Source organism: Salinicola socius (genome assembly GCF_001937195.1).
Classification (GTDB): domain Bacteria; phylum Pseudomonadota; class Gammaproteobacteria; order Pseudomonadales; family Halomonadaceae; genus Salinicola; species Salinicola socius.
In genome coordinates this window covers 45,935-62,423 of the sequence record NZ_MSDO01000019.1, presented here as the reverse complement: position 1 = coordinate 62,423, position 16,489 = coordinate 45,935, and the positions used below count along the sequence as shown (strand labels likewise).

Genomic DNA, 16,489 nt, shown 5'->3' with positions numbered 1-16,489 from the left:
ACAGGAGCGACCTATCCCATTGCGGCATTCGGTATACTCCCGCACGAACTCGACTGCCGGAGACCTGACATGGCTGCCACCGAATCGCCGCTCATCATTGCCCTCGACTACCCCGATCTCTCTCAGGCGCTGGCATTGGCCGATGCGCTCGACCCCGCCCGTTGCCGGGTCAAGATCGGCAAGGAGCTGTTCACCCGGACCGGGCCGGCGGCCATCGATGCCATGCATCAACGGGGGTTCGAGGTTTTCCTCGATCTGAAATTTCACGATATCCCCAACACGGTGGCAGGCGCTGTCGAAGCGGCCGCGGATCGGGGGGTATGGATGGTCAACGTGCACGCCTCCGGTGGCCGTCGAATGATGGAAGCCAGTGCCGAGCGATTGGTGAAACGAGGTTTGAAGACGCACCTCATTGCCGTCACCGTGCTGACCAGCATGTCTGACGACGAGCTTCACGAGACGGGCGTTTCTGGGAATGCGCTAGCTCAGGTCGAGCGACTGGCCAGACTGACGCAGCAGAGTGGACTGGATGGCGTCGTCTGTTCGGCACGGGAAAGCGCGAGCATCCGCGAACTGTGTGGCGGAGCGTTCCTCAAGGTGACGCCGGGAATTCGTCCCCCGATGGCCGACCAGGGGGACCAGCGACGCGTGATGACGCCTGAAGCCGCGATGTCGGCGGGCAGCACTCACCTGGTCATCGGTCGAGCGATCACCCGGGCGGCTGACCCGATGGCAGCCCTGGCCGACATCGAGCGCTCCCTGTCCGACAGGGCCTGACTATTCGCCTTCGAGCCCGGTGACCGGCTTTGTGGTGCCCCAGCTGCGGCAGCGCGGACACTGCCAATGGAGTTGCTCGGCTCCAAAGCCGCAGCGCTGGCAGCGATGGCGGGGACGGATGCTCAGCAACTGATGGGTATGCTGTTTGAGCAGCTCCAGGCGGTCGCGCTCTGCGGGGTCGCTATCGTCGAGGTAGAGATCCATCAGATAGTCGACCCCACGCAGGCTGGGATGTTCGCGCAGCTGTTCGCTGACGAAGGCGCAGGCGATGTCGGTACCCTGTCGCTGTCTCAACGTGTCCGCCGCCATCATCACCACGGTGGTTTGCGGATTGTGCTGCAGCTGCTTCTCCAGAAACTGCCACCAGCCGGTGTCATCGTCGAGCAGGCGGTAAGCGTCTCGTAGCGGTTGCAGAACGATGGTGGTGAAGCTGCAATCCTGCTCGGGCACACGTTGCCAGAGCCGAGCCGCATCTCGATACTGGCCGATATCCCATTCGAGCTGGCCCAGCATCCAGTTGGCGCGCACGCAGCGAGCGTCGATATTGAGCGCCTGTTTCAGCGCCTTGCGAGCCAATGATGGGCTACTGTTGCTGCGATGCTGGCTCGCCAGTTCGCAATGCCAGTGTGCGGCGGCACGTCGGATGTCGGCATCCTGGCGCACCAGTTGGGGCAGGGCGGTTTCCAGGGCCTGCGCCCACTCCTTTTCCCGCTCGAAAAGATCCACCAGCAAGCGCTTCGCGGCAAGCTTCTGCGAGTCGTCGGCATGGCTTTTCTGAAGTGACAGTAACAGCCGTTCCGCCCTATCCAGAAGACCCAGGTTGAGAAAGTCGCGGGAGAGTTCCAGCTGCACCTGCCCGCTTTGGGCGGGGGTCAAGGTGGGTCGGGCAAGCAGATTCTGATGGATGCGTACCGCACGATCCGCCTCGCCGCGGGAACGATAGAGGTTGCCCAGCGCGATATGGGTTTCGATCGTGTCGCTATTGACTTCGAGGGCTTGCGTGAAAGTCTCTATGGCGCGATCAGGCTGTTCGTTGAGCAGGTAGTTGAGACCGACGAAATAGTCTCTCGGCAAGGAGCCGCGAGGCGGTTGCGGACGATCCCGGAATCGTCCCGACTCCCAGCGCCCCAGCATCCAGCCGATGGCAATGGCTGCCACCAGCAACGCCAGCAGCAGAACATCGCTCATTCAGGCGCTTTCCTTGAACTCCTGCGTCCGTAGACGATCGAGTTCCTTGCGTTGTTGCTGATTGTGCCGTTGTGCGCGGGTCAGCAGCGTTCGCAGGCGCAGGTACATGCCAGTCATGGCCAGCATGCCCAGAATCACGCCGCAGGCAAGTGCCACCAGGAGCCACAGCGACAGTGATGCCTGGGGCAGCTGCACCCATATCAGGTCCAGGGGTAGCGGCTGCTGATTGTTGACCGCGAACAGAATGCCCAGCAGCAACACGACGATCAAGATGATGGCGAGGATGACGCCTTTGAGCCAGCGCATAAGTTTTCCTGGTGACACACCGCCAACGGCTCTCGCCGTCGATTCGTTCCGCGGTGGCAGCCGTCGACTCGGGCGCCGGCTGCAGTGACTGGTGAGATCAATAGCCTAGCGCGCGGCTGGCATTGACCTGTTCGCGTAGTTCCTTGCCCGGCTTGAAGTGCGGGACATATTTTCCGTCGAGATCGACCGGGTCGCCGGTCTTCGGGTTGCGCCCGGTGCGAGGTTCGCGAAAATGCAGGGAAAAACTGCCGAATCCGCGAATTTCCACGCGCCCGCCGTCAGCCAGCGCGTTGGTGATGTCGTCGAGGATGACACGTACTGCGGACTCGACTTCTTTCGCCGATAGCTCGGCTCGGCGGGCAGCAATCTGCTCGATCAGTTCAGACTTGGTCATCGACATTCTCCGTGAAGCCTCGGCCAGGCGGCGAGAGACCGCGCAATGGGCGTCCGACGTCTGTTATTGTCGTCTCAGCATACTTCGCAACTTTCGAGAAAACAACGCATTAGCCGGTCACCCGGCGCGCCTGAATAGTGGCCGGTGGGTACCTTGGGTATAATGCGGATCAATGCAGTCATTCAGTTCACCGGATCGAGGATAGTCCATGTCAGACAACGAAGATGTCACGCGTAGACGACTGTACTGGCATTCCCGCCGCGGTATGTGGGAGCTGGACCTGCTGCTGATGCCTTTTCTCGAGGCCTGTTACGACGAACTTTCGCCGGACGACAAGGAGCGCTATCGAGAGCTGCTGGCCAATGAGGATCAGGATCTATTCACCTGGCTGATGCGCCGGGAATGGCCGCAGGACCCGGAAATGCGCCGTCTTGTCCAGATGATCGTCGAACATGCCGAAACCACTGATCGCAGTCGCCATCAGGCGCTCTAGGCTGTCGCTGGCCTTCCAGCTCCTGGTGGGGCTTGGTTTGGCTTTGTATGCAGGCTGGTGGATCGATTATCGGTACGCCGCCATCGCGGCCTTCATCGCCGTCGCGATGGCAGCCAGACAATATCTCGCCTCGCCAAAGCAGCGTGACTTGCGCTGCATGCACGAAAACGAACAGCCGGTCTGGGAAAGTTCCGAAGATGCCCAGGCCTGGCAAAAGCAGACGTGCCGTCTGATTCGACTTGGCCCGCTGCTTTTGGCAATCGAGCTGTCGGGCCATCGATCATGGCTATGGCCCGACAGCAGCGATGCACAATCGCTGCGCCAGCTGCGTGAAACCTTGTCCGAGCAGGGTGATCACACCGGCTTATCACCTTGAGGAGGCCAGCATGCCTATCGTGACCATTCAGCAGTTTCCCCGTGACGTCGAACAGAAGCGCGAACTGGCCGAGCGGGTCACCGACGCTTTCGTGCAGGCGTATGGAATATCAGCGGAGTCGGTACAGATATTCTTCCACGAAACCGACAAGGAAGACTGGGCAAGGGGCGGGCGACTGGGGATCGACGAGGGCTGAAAGGGGAGTTGGCTGTCGGTCGGATGTCGATCTTGCATCGACACGATACGGCCCCGTGGCGCAGATATTGCGTCACGGGGCCGTATCATCAGGGTGGCGCCTTACCCGACAGGCGCGGACCTTCGCTGCCGGCCTGTCAGGCCGTCGGCAACGCTCTCTAGCGGCGACCGACGAAGAAGCCGATGGCGAAGCTGGCGAGTGCCACGACACCCATGCTGCTCCAGGCGTTGCGGTGGATGTAGTCGTCGGTCTCACGCCATGCTTCTTCCGCATGCTCCGCGAGTTCGTGGCTGACGTCGTCCGCCCGATGGCGAGCGCGGTCGAGGCTTTTCCGACCGCGGCGTTTGGCGTCTTGATAATAATGGCGCGTGTCTTCGCGATAATTACGGCTCATGGATCGTCCTTAATCATTCATCAATGGCGATCGGCGCTTGGCAACCGATCAGTGGTGGAAAACAGGGTGTCAACGGCGGCTCAGCAGCAGGGTCATCAACGCCCCGCCCAGTGCAGCGATGCCGACACTCTGCCAGGGATTGCGCTGCACGAAGTCGTCGCAGCTTTCCCGGGTATCGCTGATCTGATCGTCCAGCCGTCGACGCGAACGGTCGGCCCAGCTGTCGTGGGGCAGATAGGCGGCAGCGTAGGGTGAGGGCTCGTCGATACTCTCTTCCAGCGGCTCTCCCTCTGGCATCAGTGCGGGCTCCTCACGTATCGGATCATCCCCCAAATGAGGCGCGCGCTCGGCCGCGGCTGCCATGTCTTCATCGATACGGCTGGCCCCGGCTTCCTTGTCGTCACGGTGGAACAGACTCATTTTCAGCTCTCCGGTTCGAGGGAACGACCACCCTACGGGTTATCTGGCAAGGTACCTTACGGGGCATCTGGCAAAGTCCCCCGCGCTGACGGACCCGACCTGTGATCGACCACACCATGACGGGGCAGGCGATGACAGAATCGATAACAGATCGTTGTGGCGTGTCACTGTCATCGCGTCGTCATCATGATGTCATCGCTAAAGCATCGCTGTCGTAGCGCCAGGATCATGGTGTCGTCGTCGCGGTGTCGTCAACATAGTGTAGTCGCAATTTTACTCCCCGCTAGCGCGGGGTGGTGTCGAAGCGTGATCCTGCATGTCGCGCTCCAGACGTCGGCTGATGTCGCCGGGCGAACCGGTTCGTCGTGCCAGCATATCGTAGGCTACCGGCACGATGAACAGGGTCAGCAGCGTCGAGGCGGCAACGCCGCAGAAAATCACGGTGCCGATGACAATGCGCGATTCGGCGCCGGGACCGAAAGCCAGAATCAGCGGTATGGCGCCGGCCATGGTGGTGACCGTCGTCATCAGGATCGGCCTCAGTCGCGTCACGGCGGCCTCGACCAGCGCATCGAAGAAGGCCTCTCCTTCGTCCCGCAGCTGGTTGGCAAATTCGACGATCAGGATGCCGTTCTTGGCGGCCAGGCCGACCAGCATGACCAGACCCACCTGGCTGTAGATGTTGAGGGATTGTCCGCTGGCCCAGAGACCCAGCAGGGCGCCGCTGATCGCCAATGGAACCGTGAACATGATGACCAGCGGGTGAATGAAGCTCTCGAACTGTGCAGCCAGCACCAGAAATACGACGACGACGCCCAGCAGCAGAAGAAAGGTGGTCGCGCCGCTGGCTTCCCGGTAATCGCGAGAAGGCCCCTTGTAGTCGATGACCGCCTCGGTGGGCAGCTCTTCGTCGGCGATGCGTTGCAGGTAGTCCAGGGCGTCGCCGATGGCGACGCCGCTCTGCAGGTTGGCTTCCAGCGTGATCGCGCGCATCCGATTGAAGCGATTGAGTTCACTGGCGCCGGCGAACTCCGACACCGTCACCAGGCTCGCGAGCGGGATCAGCTCGCCGCTGGCCGCCGAGCGGACCTGGACGTTGTCCAGCGTGCTGGGGGCGCGCTGGCTATTCCGCTCGCCCTCGAGGATGACGTCGTACTCCTCGCCGCCGTCGACATAGGTCGTGACGTTGCGGCCCCCGAACAACGTTTCCAGCGTACTGCCGATGGTGCTGACGGTAACGCCCAGGGCGGCCGCGCGGTTATAGTCGATCCGGATGCGTAGCTGCGGCTGAGTCTCCTTGTAGTCGCTGTCCACCGCTTCGAGGCCGCTGTTGCCATCACGGCGAATGCGGGTCAGCAGCCGGTCGCGCCAGTCCGCCAACTGGTCGTAAGTGCTGCCGCCGATGACGAACTGGATCGGCTTTTCGACCCTGCCGCCGAACCCTTGACGCATGACCGGGGTGGCAGTCACGCCGGGCAGGTCGGAGAGCTGGTACCTGACATCGGCGATGATGTCCCAGGCCGATCGGCGATCGCCCCAGTCCTTGAGCGAGACGATGGCCATGCCGTCATTGAAGTTCTCGACGTTACCGAATCCGCGTGGCCCGCGAATCGATACCTGATTGATGTCACCGGCATCGACCAGCGTCATCAAGCGCGCTTCTATCTCGTCGTAGTAATCCTGCATGTAGTGGAACGTCGCGCCGGGCGGCCCTTCGATCAGCACGAAAAAGGCGCCGCGATCTTCCTGTGGGGTGTACTCGTTGGGCAACTGCTGGAACAGCCAGGCGGTGAGTGCCAGCACCAGGGTGAACAGGCCGACCACGATCCAGCGCCAGCGCAGAGACCATAGCAGGCAGCGGCGGTAGATCGTCTGCGAGCGGTCCAGCAGCCAGTGCACGCCAAGGCTGACGCGGCTTTCATGCATCCGCGGGCTGAGCAGCTTCGAACACAGCATCGGCGCCAGCGACAGCGCAACCAGGCAGGAAAGTCCGACGGCGGCGGCGAGGGTCAGCGCGAATTCCGAGAACAGACGGCCGATATCGCCCTGGAGCAGACTCAGCGGAATGAACACGGTGATCAGTACCAGGGTGGTAGCGATGACCGCGAAGCCGATCTGCCGGGTACCCCGATAAGCGGCGACCAGTGGCGTCTCGCCGTAAACCACCATGCGGCGATGGACGTTCTCGATAACCACGATCGCATCGTCGACGACCAGCCCGATCGCCAGGACCAGCGCCAGCAGCGTCAGCAGGTTCAGGGTGAAACCGAACATCGTCAGGAAGATGAAAGTGCCGATCAACGAGATGGGTACCGTCACTGCGGGCACCAGCGTGGTACGCACATTGCCCAGAAACAGGAAGATCACCACCACCACCAGCGCCATGGCGATGAACAGGGTCGATACGACTTCCTGTAGCGCGCCGGAGACGAATACCGACGAATCGAAGTTGAGCGAGAGCTGCATACCGTCGGGTAGCGTCGGTTGGAGCCGCGCCATTTCGGCCTTGGCGCCGTTGGCGACTTCCAGCACGCTGGCGGTCGACTGCTTGATCATGCCCAGACCGACCATCGGAACCTCGTTGCCCCGATACAGCGAGCGCTCTTCAACCGAGCCGACTTCGACGCGAGCGACGTCCGACAATCGGACCAGATGACCATCGCCACCTCGAGCGATGACCAGGTTCTGAAAGTCCGCAGCGGTGGTAAAACTGCGTGGAATTCTGAGGGTGAACTGGCGATCTCGGGATTCGAGGAAGCCGGCAGGTAGCTCGACGTTCTCGTCCTCGAGCGCGCTGGCGACGTCGTCGACGGTCAATCGACGCGCCGCCAGAGCGTTTCGATCGAGCCACACCCGCATCGCATATTCCTTGCCACCGCTGAGGCGTACTCGTGCCACGCCGTCCCGGGTCGAGAACCGGTCGACGAGATAGCGGTTGGCGTAGTCGGTCAGCTCCGGAATGGTATAACCCTCCCCGGAGAGCGATAGCCAGATGATGACATCGTCGCTGCTGTCGCTTTTTTCGATCTCCGGGGGCTCGGCCTCGTCGGGCAGGTTATCGGCAACTGACGAAATACGGTCGCGAATGTCGTTGGCGGCCCCGTCGATATCGCGATCCAGCGAGAACTCGACGTCGATCTCCGACTCGCCGTCGGCGCTGCTGGACTCGATCGAGACGATGCCCTCGATACCGGCAATGCGATCCTCGAGCAGTTGGGTGATGCGTGTCTCGACGACATTGGCGGAAGCGCCGGGGTAGTTGGTCTCGATGCTGACGATGGGCGGATCGATGGCCGGATATTCCTGCAGCGGCAGGCGCTCCATGGCCAGCAGGCCAAAAGCGATCAGCAGCAGCGAGACGACCGTCGCGAAGACCGGACGGCGAATCGAGAGGTCGGAAATTCGCATCAGTCCCTGTCTCGCGATTCAGTCGCCTGTGATTCGGTGGCGCGGCGTTGACGTTCGAGGACATCCTTGATGTCGCCTTCGCCGACGTTTTCGGCGATCAGTTCGACCGCATCGCCTTCACGCACCTTGAGAGTGCCGTGAGTGACGATACGCTGGCCGTCGTCGAGACCCGCGGTGACCTCCACTTCGCCTTCCCGACGCTCGCCGGTGGTGACTTCTCGGCGTGTCACGTGGGGCGGCTGGCCCGGTTCGATCAGCCATACCGTCTGGCGCTCCCCATCCGGGACCAGCGCACTCTCCGGAATCGTCAACGCCTGACGGGGAGGCTGGTTCAACTGGACTTCCATCAACATGCCCGGGAGCAGTCGACCCTGGGGGTTGGCCAGGTTGGCGCGCACCACCAGGCTGCGGGAAACGGGATCGATCCGCGTCCCGAGCGTGGCGACCTGGGCACGAAAGATCCGTTGCGGATAGCTTGGCGTCGTGGCACTGAGGGTGAGGCCGGGATGCAGTACCGACAGCAGCGTGGCCGGTACGGTGAAGTCGAGTTTCATGGTGTCGAGCTTGTCCAGCGTGACCAGTTCCGTGCCGGGCGTGACCAGAGCGCCGATGCTGATTTCGCGCAGACCGACCGTGCCGGCGAACGGCGCCTGCAAGCGATGATCGGCCAGTCGCGCCCGAATGGCATCGATCTCCGCTTCGCTCTGCTTGACCAGCGCGGCGTTGTCCTCGAGCGTGGCCCGCACGCCCAGATTGCGGTCCTGGAGCTGCTGGGCGCGATCGACGGCGCTCTGACGCTGACCGAGCAGCGCCTGGGCAGCGCGGAGTTCGGCCTGGGCCTGGTCGTCGTCGAGCTGAACCAACCATTGGCCGGCCGCGACGCTATCGCCATCCTCGAAGTTGATGGCGCTGACGGTACCGGTCAGCGTCGAGGAGAGCGTGACGCTTTCGTCTGCCTTCAGGGTGCCCAGCGCCTCGACCGGATCCTGCCAGGTGGAAGCGCTAGCGGTGGCACCGATCACCGCGATCGGGGCGTCGGTCTGCGCCTCCGATGTCAACGAGCCGAGCAACAGGGCGGCTGCGGCTGCCAGTCTCAGCAGCATGGGCGATGGCAGAAAGCGCTTCCGCGAGAGGGCTGATGTCGACGGGGGCGGATTCGACAGGGGTGGCCTCGACAGGGGTGGCCTCGACAGGGGTGGCTTCGAAAAGGGCGACATCGAGGGAAGTGAGGTCAAGAGGGTCGCCGGTATCATTGTCATAATGGGCTGATGTCTTCGCTGCGTTGCCAGAAGTAGGAGGGACGCTACCGATGTCCTGTGAGCTATCGAACCCCGTTAGTACCTCAACCCCTGGCGAATGAAAAGGCCGTGCTGGAAATAGGCTCTGTTAGAATGCCCGCCCAATCAGCAAGGCAGGGTCGTGTGGACATGAAAACCTACGACGTCGTCGTTATCGGCGCAGGCGCGGCCGGCTTGATGTGCGCGCTGACGGCGGGCTACCGTGGCCTTCGCGTACGCGTCGTCGATCACGCCAATAAAGCCGGCAAGAAAATTCTGATGTCCGGCGGCGGGCGCTGCAATTTCACCAACCTCGCGACCACGTCGGCCAATTTCTTCTCGCGTAATCCACACTTCTCGATTTCGGCCTTGAAGCGATATACGCCGCAGCACTTCGTCGAACTGATCGAGCGGCACGGCATCGAGTATGTCGAAAAGACGCCTGGACAGCTGTTCTGCGCTCACTCGGCCAAGGATGTCGTCTCGATGCTGTTGACCGAGTGCGAGTGGGCCGGCGTGGAAGTCTCTCTCTCCACGACGGTGGACAATGTCGAACGCCTCGGTGATGGCATGCGTCTACGGATCGACGGCCGCACCGTGGACACGGGCTCTCTGGTCGTCGCCACCGGCGGGCTCTCGATCCCGACGCTCGGTGCCAGCGGGTTCGGCTACGATCTGGCCCGCCAGTTCGGCCTCGCCGTGACCGAAACGCGGGCGGCCCTGGTACCGTTCACGGTGACATCGCAATGGAAGAGCTCGCTGGCATCGCTGTCCGGGCTGTCCTGCCCGGTAGTGGCTCGTTGCGGTGATGGCCAGTACCGCGAGCCGATGCTGTTTACCCATCGGGGCCTGTCGGGTCCGGCCATGCTTCAGGCGTCGAGCCATTGGCAGCCAGGAATGGCAGTCGAGATAGACTGGTTGCCATCCGTGCCGGTCGAGGAGTCCCTGCGGGAGCTGCGACAGAGCGCGCCCCGGCGTCAGTTGGGAACCTGGTTGGGCGAGGTGCTGCCCAGGCGACTTTCCCAGGCGCTGATGCAGTGGCAGTCGTGGAAGGATCGACCGATGGCCGAACTCTCCAACGCCGACATCGACACAGTGGCGCAGGGGCTCAAGACCTGGCACTTCAAGCCGGCCGGCACGGAAGGGTGGCGGACGGCGGAGGTCACCCTGGGCGGCGTCGATACCGAGACGATCTCGTCGAAGACGTTCGCCGTCAACGGCATTCCCCAGCTCCATTTCATCGGGGAGGTGCTGGATGTTACCGGTCAACTGGGAGGCTACAATTTTCAGTGGGCGTGGGCGTCAGGGGTAGCCAGCGGCCAGTCTGTCTAGAATGAAAAACGGCCACTGAGAATAGTGGCCGTTTCAGGCAATACCGACGATAGCGCACGGGTCAGCGATTGCGTCCGCGTGTTGCCCGGTATAGCGCCTTGCCGCGGTTGTACATCATGAACCCGGTCAGGGCTCGTCTGAACAACCGTCCGGTCGAGCGAGGTTTGCGCGCGCTGCGCATCGCCACCATCCCACCGACAGCCATCAGCGGAACCCGCCAGCTCATCATCTTCTCCCAGGCATGATCGATCGGCGCGGTCGCGTCGCGCCACTCGCGCATCGCCGAGGTCATGTCGAGACGTTGCTGTAGAATCTCGTCTTCGAGCTCGTCGATCTGCTGTTGCCGGGTACGTTCAGTCATGGGACGGTCCCAGCGCCTGGCGGTCGCGCTCGAGATGATGCAAGGTCGCGGCCATCAGCTTGCGCTGCTTGGCCACTCGCTTGGCCGCCAGAATCAATCCGCCCGCGATGACGAAGAGAACTGCCGAGCAGATACCGATCGCCTGCAGGCGATTGTCTTCCCAGTACACCACGACCACCAGCAGCAGCAGCATACCGATTGCGAACGAGAGTACGATCAGCCCTGCCCCTGCCAGCAGCAGCAGGGTCAACATGCGATCGCGCTCTGCCTCCCACTCGACGACGGCGAGACGCAGACGCGTCTCGCCCGTGGAGATGAGATTGGCGATCAGCCGCCGAGCGGCGGATATGACATTCTCGGCTGGACCCGCCATCAACGACGCCCCAGTAGCAGCCCCAGGACGACGCCCGTCGCAGCGCCGATACCGATGCTCGTCCACGGGTTCTCGTGCACATACTGATCAGTGGCGTCCATCTGATCCTTGGCGTTGGCGTAGATCTTCTCGCCGCGCGCTTCGAGACGTGCGCGAGTTTCCTGCAGGCGCTGCTGAGCGCGCTCGCGCAGCTCAGAGATGTTGCTGCGCGAGTCGTCGGCCGTGGCGTGGATCAGCTCTTCGACGGTGTGCGACAGATTGCGTAGATCTTCCTTGAGCTGCTCGGTAGAGGCTTCGCGTTCACGTTCGGGGCCATTGCCGCCGATGGATTGCATGGTCATGGTTGTCATCCTTTGACAGTCGAGTGGCATGGTTGATACAGACAGGCTTCAGCATAGACATGCTATCTGCTGTCATCAACGCGTGCCGGGAATACCGGCTAAAAAGGTATTGATGCTGAAGCCAAGACCGAAGCGCTGCACGTCATGGTCATAGTCGATCAGGCTCTCGCCGTAGCCCTTGTAATATTGCAGATAACCGCGAACCTTGCCGAACAGCGGGAATGAATAGTCGAGCTGTCCGCCATAGTGGGCTTTGCCCGGATTGCCGCGAACCATCAGCGAGACTTCCTGATCGCCGAAGGCGCGCACGACGGTCAGATCACCGTAGCCGAGGTAATCTTCCAGGTCGGGATTGTCGTCCTCTTCGTCATTTTCCGGGATACGCCAATGAGGGGCGACACTGAAGGCCCAGTCGCCACGCTGGAATATCGACTCGGCATAGAGGCGATTCCAGCTGCGCGACAGCGGATCCGACCGACCATTGGACTGGTGGGCAAAACCTACCCGGTTGATGGTGTTGGTCCATCCCAGTACCGTCCAGCGGTTGTCGAAGCTCAAGAAGCCCTCGGGCTCGTAGTTCGTCTCGCGAAAGGGCGCGGACGCCTCGGAGTTATAGGCCTGCCACCAACTGCGCTGGGTATAGGCGAAGTATAGATCACCGTTCTCGCCGAACATGTCGTCGAGCAGTTTGATCTTGAAGCTCAGCTGAAACTTGATTTCCGAATTGTCGACGTCGCCCTCGGAGGTGATTTCGCGGAAATCGGACTTGTCAGGATTGGTGTTGTAAGTCCAGGGCAGGATGTAGTTGCGGCGATAAGTCGTGATCGCCAGCGGGTTCTCGGCAGTTTCGGCTTCGAGATTGCGGCGCACTTCCGCCTGCTCGTTCGCCTGCTGGACCGGATCGCTGGCGGCCGTATCCTGTGCGGCTGCCAATGGTGTGGTCAGCATCCCCATCAATAGAAGACTGGTATGGCGCAGCGAACGAATGGGCGTCATAAGACTGTCCTGTCAAGATGATCCAATAGGGAGAAGCACGATCCGGTCGATGCCAATCAGGCTTCTTTTAAAGTAGTGACGATTTCTAGCATGTCGTCGGGTCAAGTCCAAACTCGTCCAGCGAGGTAACGAACGCCTCGGAATCCGTTCGCGCTGGCGGTAAACTCCGAATTCGACCGGAGATCGTACCTTGCGAGAGCGACGGTAGCCGCATGAACGAAGTTGACGAGGAGAGGGCATGTCGGATTCCCCGGCCGAGCGCGAGTCAGTCAGGCAATCGGGCTCTCTTGCCCGCGGATCATCTGAATCCGGGAGAATAGCCAACCCGACGGCGATCACGTCGGCGACGATGCTGGAAGGGAGGCCCGCGATCCCGACGCGAGCCCCTGCCATCCTCAAAAAAGTGGCTCAGCGTACCACGTTCTTCGCCCTCGTATTGTGCATACTGGTGACAAGCGCTGTCGCCCTGGCGCAACAGCCGGGAAGCCTGCCGACACGCGACAGGCTCAAGGCGGAACAGCAGAAGCTCGAGCAGATCGAGACACCCAGCGAGCAGCAGAAGGCCGATCGCGAAGATCTGCGTGCCGCGCTGCAGACGCTGGACTCACTGGAGGCGCTGCGCAAGGATCTGAAGGCGCTCGAGAACGCGGCGCAGCAGGCGCCGCAGCGTATTCGCGAGCTCGAGCGCCAGCTCTCTGCACTGAGTGACGACAAGGCGCCTTCGGGCGAGTCGCTCGATCAGCTCTCGGTGGAAACGCTGGGTCAGAGGACGTCCGACTCTCTCGATCAACTGGAGGCGCTGCAGAGCCAGTTGGCCACGGTCAACGCCCGCCTGATCAGTGCCGAGACGCTGCCTGAGCGGGCTCAGGCGGCCATCGCCAGCGCGATGTCCGATGCAGAGCAGGCGCGAACGGAGCTGGAGACGCCCGAGGATGGCGAGACCCGAAGCTTCGATCCGGCCCAGGCACGCTATCAACTGGCGCTCGCCCTGGCCGAGCTGCAGGCCGAATATCATCGTCGCGAACTGACCAACAACACTCAGCTTCGCGAGCTCGATGCACAGCGCCGCGAACTGCTGCAGCGCCAGGTCGCCATCGAAGAAGCCCGCCTGAATGCGCTGCGCGCGGCTCTCGATCGCCAGCGCCGCGCTGAATCGGAGAAAGCGGTCGCCGACATCGGCGAAGAGGATAGCGCGGCGATCTCCGCACATCCGGTATTGCGTGATATCCAGAAGACCAACCGCGAGCTCAGCGATCGCCTCCTCGGGATCACCGATCGCACCAATGAGCTGATCCGACAGGCAATCGATACCCGCTCGCAGCTCGATCGGGTGCGCCAGGTCAAGCGGACGCTCAACGAGCAGATCGAGGCGATCCGCGGCAGTCCTTTGTTGTCGCGTATTCTCAACGAGCAGCGCCGAGCGTTGCCCGACATCGACGAACTGGGCGGCTTGCAGGAAGAGATCGCCAAGACGCGATTGAGCCAGTTCGACCTGGTCGAACAGCGCGACGCACTTCGCCAGCCGCGCGAACTGGCCCAGAAGAGCTTGGCCGACACCGATATCGATGTCACCCCTTCGCTGATCGATTCGTTGACGAAGCTGTTTCAGTCCCGCAGCGAGATCCTGGAGCAGCTCGATCAGGAGTACGGCAACCTGCTGACGGTGGCGATCGATCTGCAGCTCAACCAGGAACAGCTGGCGAGTCTCACGACGTCGCTTCGCGGCGTCATCGAAGAGCAGCTTTTCTGGGTCGCGAGTGCGCGTCCGCTGACATTGAGCTGGTGGCGGGATGCGCCCGATCTGCTTGCCGACCAGGTGCGAAGTGGCGCATGGAAGCAGGCGTTGGCGAGCTTCTGGCAAGTGCCGGATATCCGGGCGCTGGCGGTCATCCCTGTGTTGTTGCTGACGGCTACGCTGCTGGTGTTGAGACGCCGAATCAAGGTGCGGTTACTCAACCTGCACGAGCAGATCGGCCGGCTCAAGCGGGATACCCAGATGCATACGCCGCGGGCGATTTTCTACAACGCGCTGCTGGCGGCGCACGGGCCGCTGATCATGGCGGTAATAGGCGGTTTGCTGCGACTCGGCAGCGATGATTTCGCCGAACGCGTGGGAGAATCGCTGCTGCAGCTGGCACTGGCGTGGGGCGTCTTGGGGTGGGCGCGACGGCTGCTGGTGTCGGATGGCGTGGCGACGCGCCATTTCCACTGGTCGACCGGCTACGTGGCACGTCTGCGTCGGCTGCTGTTCTGGCTGGGAATTTCGCTGATCCCGGTCATCCTCATCAGCGGCACCTCGCCTGGCAGTCAGGCCGAACTATCCACGCGCCCTCTGTTCCTGCTGCTGTTGCTGGCGGGGCTGCTGGCGATGAGCGGGATTCTGGTCCGACTGATCCTGGCCCACGTGCCGTATTTCGGTCTCAAGCTGTTTCGGCTGCTGCTGGGGCTTGGGCTGGCACTGGTACCGCTGGTGTTGGGCGGGCTGATTGCAATGGGCTATGAATACGCCGCATTGCGGTTGATCGGGCGATTCATCAATTCGCTCTATATTTTCGGGCTGTGGATTCTGGTCGAGGCCACGGTGGTTCGCGGGTTGGCCGTCGCCCAGCGGCGCCTGGCCTATCGCCGGGCGGTAGCGCGTCGCCGGGCGCAGATCCAGGAAGGCGCCGAGGGCGGACTCGAGGTGGTCGAAGAGCCGCCGCTGGACATGGAGCAGGTCAACCAGCAGTCGCTGAGACTCTCCAAGCTGATCCTGTTCATCGGCTTCACCTTTGCGTTCTACCTGATCTGGTCGGATCTGCTCGAAGTCTTCTCCTATCTCGATAACGTGAGCGTGTGGGAAATCGAGCGTGGGCAAGGCGAGGCGATGACCCTGGACCCGATCACGGTTGCCGATATCGTGATCGCCCTCATGACGGTGGCATTGACCATGATGCTGGCACGCAACCTGCCGGGGCTGCTGGAGGTCATGGTGCTGTCACGCCTGACGCTCAAGCAGGGTAGCGCCTACGCCATTTCATCGCTGCTGTCCTACACCATCGTCGGTACCGGGGTGGTGGTCTCCCTCGGTACGCTCGGGGTTTCCTGGGACAAGCTGCAGTGGCTGGTAGCGGCATTGGGCGTGGGTCTCGGTTTCGGTCTGCAGGAGATCTTCGCCAACTTCATTTCCGGCCTGATCATCCTGTTCGAACGTCCGATGCGGATCGGCGACACCATCACGCTCGGTCAGCTCCACGGTTCGGTCAGCCGGATTCGTATCCGGGCGACGACGGTGACCGATTTCGACCGCAAGGAGATCATCATTCCCAACAAGACCTTCGTGACCGATCAGTTGATCAACTGGTCGCTGTCGGACAACGTGACTCGGGTCGTGCTGACCTACGGCGTGGCGCACGGCTCCGATCTCGACGAGGTGCACCGCCTGCTGCGGCAGGCCGCGGACGAAAACCGGCGAGTATTACGGGACCCCGAGCCTCAGGTGTTCTGTATCAGTTACGGGCCGACGGCGTTCAACTTCGAACTGCGCATCTTCGTCAACGATCTGCTGGATCGGCTCTACGCCAGCGACGAAATCAACCGGCGGCTGGATCAGATGTTCAAGGAGCACGGGATTCGCGTGGCTTTCAACCAGATGGACGTATGGCTGCACGGCGATAACGGCCAGATGGCGAAGATCCAGAGCGCCAGCGGGAACGACGTGTCACTGGGTTCGGAGCCTGAGTCGACATCTCGCTCGCCGTCGGCATCCCGGGTTGCACGCCAGTCTCGCAGCGGCGACGACGGTCACCTGGGTGATGCCGACGTCGGCGGCGCCGGCCACGATGGCGGCGATGGAGGAGCAGACGGCGGGCGTTGAT

The 16,489-nt window shown here is 62.2% G+C and carries 17 protein-coding genes; 6 read left to right on the top strand and 11 right to left on the bottom strand.

The features are described from left to right. Window positions 1-69: 69 nt before the first annotated feature. The gene (gene pyrF, locus BTW07_RS12665) at window positions 70-777 is read left to right on the top strand and encodes an orotidine-5'-phosphate decarboxylase (RefSeq protein ID WP_075570541.1); all 708 of its coding nucleotides are present in this window, start codon (window positions 70-72) and stop codon (window positions 775-777) included. Here pyrF and lapB read toward each other — a convergent pair whose 3' ends face one another. From lapB to BTW07_RS12650, 3 genes are all read right to left on the bottom strand, one after another. Further along, a complete protein-coding gene (lapB, locus tag BTW07_RS12660; protein ID WP_075570540.1) occupies window positions 778-1,965 on the bottom strand; it encodes a lipopolysaccharide assembly protein LapB in 1,188 nt (395 codons plus the stop codon). Beyond that, complete coding sequence (locus BTW07_RS12655; RefSeq protein WP_075570539.1) at window positions 1,966-2,271, bottom strand: LapA family protein; 306 nt, start codon at window positions 2,269-2,271, stop codon at window positions 1,966-1,968. A 97-nt stretch (window positions 2,272-2,368) separates the two neighbouring features. Next, window positions 2,369-2,692, bottom strand: a complete 324-nt coding sequence (locus BTW07_RS12650; protein WP_279626537.1) for an integration host factor subunit beta — start codon at window positions 2,690-2,692, stop codon at window positions 2,369-2,371. Window positions 2,693-2,873: 181 nt separating this feature from the next. On the opposite strand from BTW07_RS12650, the gene BTW07_RS12645 reads away from it, so the two are divergent. From BTW07_RS12645 to BTW07_RS12635, 3 genes are read left to right on the top strand one after another with little or no spacing between them, the layout of a single operon-like run. Continuing rightward, entirely contained in the window at window positions 2,874-3,158 is a 285-nt protein-coding gene (locus BTW07_RS12645; RefSeq protein WP_075570537.1) for an FAD assembly factor SdhE, read from the top strand. Beyond that, complete coding sequence (locus tag BTW07_RS12640; RefSeq protein ID WP_075570536.1) at window positions 3,118-3,534, top strand: hypothetical protein; 417 nt, start codon at window positions 3,118-3,120, stop codon at window positions 3,532-3,534. Before BTW07_RS12645 ends, BTW07_RS12640 begins: the two co-directional genes overlap by 41 nt. 10 nt (window positions 3,535-3,544) lie before the next feature. Next, window positions 3,545-3,730 carry a tautomerase family protein gene (locus BTW07_RS12635; protein ID WP_075570535.1) on the top strand — a complete coding sequence of 62 codons (186 nt, stop codon included), beginning with the start codon at window positions 3,545-3,547 and terminating at the stop codon, window positions 3,728-3,730. Window positions 3,731-3,887: 157 nt separating this feature from the next. Here BTW07_RS12635 and BTW07_RS12630 read toward each other — a convergent pair whose 3' ends face one another. The 4 genes from BTW07_RS12630 to BTW07_RS12615 all read right to left on the bottom strand — a co-directional run bounded on the left by BTW07_RS12630 (window position 3,888) and on the right by BTW07_RS12615 (window position 9,055). Continuing rightward, entirely contained in the window at window positions 3,888-4,124 is a 237-nt protein-coding gene (locus BTW07_RS12630) for an ElaB/YgaM/YqjD family protein (protein WP_075570534.1), read from the bottom strand. A gap of 69 nt (window positions 4,125-4,193) precedes the next feature. Beyond that, on the bottom strand, window positions 4,194-4,544 hold the full coding sequence (locus tag BTW07_RS12625; protein WP_075570533.1) for a glycine zipper domain-containing protein: 351 nt from the start codon (window positions 4,542-4,544) through the stop codon (window positions 4,194-4,196). A gap of 273 nt (window positions 4,545-4,817) precedes the next feature. Further along, complete coding sequence (locus tag BTW07_RS12620; protein WP_075570532.1) at window positions 4,818-7,952, bottom strand: efflux RND transporter permease subunit; 3,135 nt, start codon at window positions 7,950-7,952, stop codon at window positions 4,818-4,820. After that, entirely contained in the window at window positions 7,952-9,055 is a 1,104-nt protein-coding gene (locus tag BTW07_RS12615; protein ID WP_075570531.1) for an efflux RND transporter periplasmic adaptor subunit, read from the bottom strand. Before BTW07_RS12615 ends, BTW07_RS12620 begins: the two co-directional genes overlap by 1 nt. A gap of 324 nt (window positions 9,056-9,379) precedes the next feature. On the opposite strand from BTW07_RS12615, the gene BTW07_RS12610 reads away from it, so the two are divergent. Beyond that, a complete protein-coding gene (locus tag BTW07_RS12610; protein ID WP_075570530.1) occupies window positions 9,380-10,561 on the top strand; it encodes a BaiN/RdsA family NAD(P)/FAD-dependent oxidoreductase in 1,182 nt (393 codons plus the stop codon). 61 nt (window positions 10,562-10,622) lie between these two features. Here the strand turns inward: BTW07_RS12610 and BTW07_RS12605 are convergent, their stop codons facing one another. The 4 genes from BTW07_RS12605 to BTW07_RS12590 all read right to left on the bottom strand — a co-directional run bounded on the left by BTW07_RS12605 (window position 10,623) and on the right by BTW07_RS12590 (window position 12,632). Continuing rightward, complete coding sequence (locus BTW07_RS12605; RefSeq protein ID WP_075570529.1) at window positions 10,623-10,922, bottom strand: YqjK-like family protein; 300 nt, start codon at window positions 10,920-10,922, stop codon at window positions 10,623-10,625. Then, a complete protein-coding gene (locus tag BTW07_RS12600) occupies window positions 10,915-11,295 on the bottom strand; it encodes a phage holin family protein (protein WP_075570528.1) in 381 nt (126 codons plus the stop codon). Before BTW07_RS12600 ends, BTW07_RS12605 begins: the two co-directional genes overlap by 8 nt. Then, window positions 11,295-11,636: an ElaB/YgaM/YqjD family protein gene (locus BTW07_RS12595; protein WP_083941837.1), complete on the bottom strand. Its 342-nt coding sequence runs from the start codon at window positions 11,634-11,636 to the stop codon at window positions 11,295-11,297. The genes BTW07_RS12600 and BTW07_RS12595 overlap by 1 nt, the downstream gene beginning before the upstream one ends. A 75-nt stretch (window positions 11,637-11,711) precedes the next feature. Then, window positions 11,712-12,632 carry a phospholipase A gene (locus tag BTW07_RS12590; RefSeq protein WP_083941835.1) on the bottom strand — a complete coding sequence of 307 codons (921 nt, stop codon included), beginning with the start codon at window positions 12,630-12,632 and terminating at the stop codon, window positions 11,712-11,714. A gap of 448 nt (window positions 12,633-13,080) precedes the next feature. On the opposite strand from BTW07_RS12590, the gene mscK reads away from it, so the two are divergent. Further along, window positions 13,081-16,488, top strand: a complete 3,408-nt coding sequence (mscK, locus tag BTW07_RS12585; RefSeq protein ID WP_232823873.1) for a mechanosensitive channel MscK — start codon at window positions 13,081-13,083, stop codon at window positions 16,486-16,488. Window position 16,489: the final 1 nt, after the last annotated feature.

Bases quoted from the DNA above. Each gene is read 5' to 3' on its own strand.
- BTW07_RS12630 (WP_075570534.1), bottom strand. From the start codon at position 4,124: ATGAGCCGTAATTATCGCGAAGACACGCGCCATTATTATCAAGACGCC.
- BTW07_RS12605 (WP_075570529.1), bottom strand. From the start codon at position 10,922: ATGACTGAACGTACCCGGCAACAGCAGATCGACGAGCTCGAAGACGAG.
- BTW07_RS12645 (WP_075570537.1), top strand. From the start codon at position 2,874: ATGTCAGACAACGAAGATGTCACGCGTAGACGACTGTACTGGCATTCC.
- BTW07_RS12635 (WP_075570535.1), top strand. From the start codon at position 3,545: ATGCCTATCGTGACCATTCAGCAGTTTCCCCGTGACGTCGAACAGAAG.
- BTW07_RS12600 (WP_075570528.1), bottom strand. From the start codon at position 11,295: ATGGCGGGTCCAGCCGAGAATGTCATATCCGCCGCTCGGCGGCTGATC.
- BTW07_RS12640 (WP_075570536.1), top strand. From the start codon at position 3,118: ATGCCGAAACCACTGATCGCAGTCGCCATCAGGCGCTCTAGGCTGTCG.
- BTW07_RS12620 (WP_075570532.1), bottom strand. From the start codon at position 7,952: ATGCGAATTTCCGACCTCTCGATTCGCCGTCCGGTCTTCGCGACGGTC.
- pyrF (WP_075570541.1), top strand. From the start codon at position 70: ATGGCTGCCACCGAATCGCCGCTCATCATTGCCCTCGACTACCCCGAT.
- lapB (WP_075570540.1), bottom strand. From the start codon at position 1,965: ATGAGCGATGTTCTGCTGCTGGCGTTGCTGGTGGCAGCCATTGCCATC.
- BTW07_RS12610 (WP_075570530.1), top strand. From the start codon at position 9,380: ATGAAAACCTACGACGTCGTCGTTATCGGCGCAGGCGCGGCCGGCTTG.
- BTW07_RS12595 (WP_083941837.1), bottom strand. From the start codon at position 11,636: ATGACCATGCAATCCATCGGCGGCAATGGCCCCGAACGTGAACGCGAA.
- BTW07_RS12590 (WP_083941835.1), bottom strand. From the start codon at position 12,632: ATGACGCCCATTCGTTCGCTGCGCCATACCAGTCTTCTATTGATGGGG.
- BTW07_RS12655 (WP_075570539.1), bottom strand. From the start codon at position 2,271: ATGCGCTGGCTCAAAGGCGTCATCCTCGCCATCATCTTGATCGTCGTG.
- BTW07_RS12625 (WP_075570533.1), bottom strand. From the start codon at position 4,544: ATGAGTCTGTTCCACCGTGACGACAAGGAAGCCGGGGCCAGCCGTATC.
- BTW07_RS12615 (WP_075570531.1), bottom strand. From the start codon at position 9,055: ATGCTGCTGAGACTGGCAGCCGCAGCCGCCCTGTTGCTCGGCTCGTTG.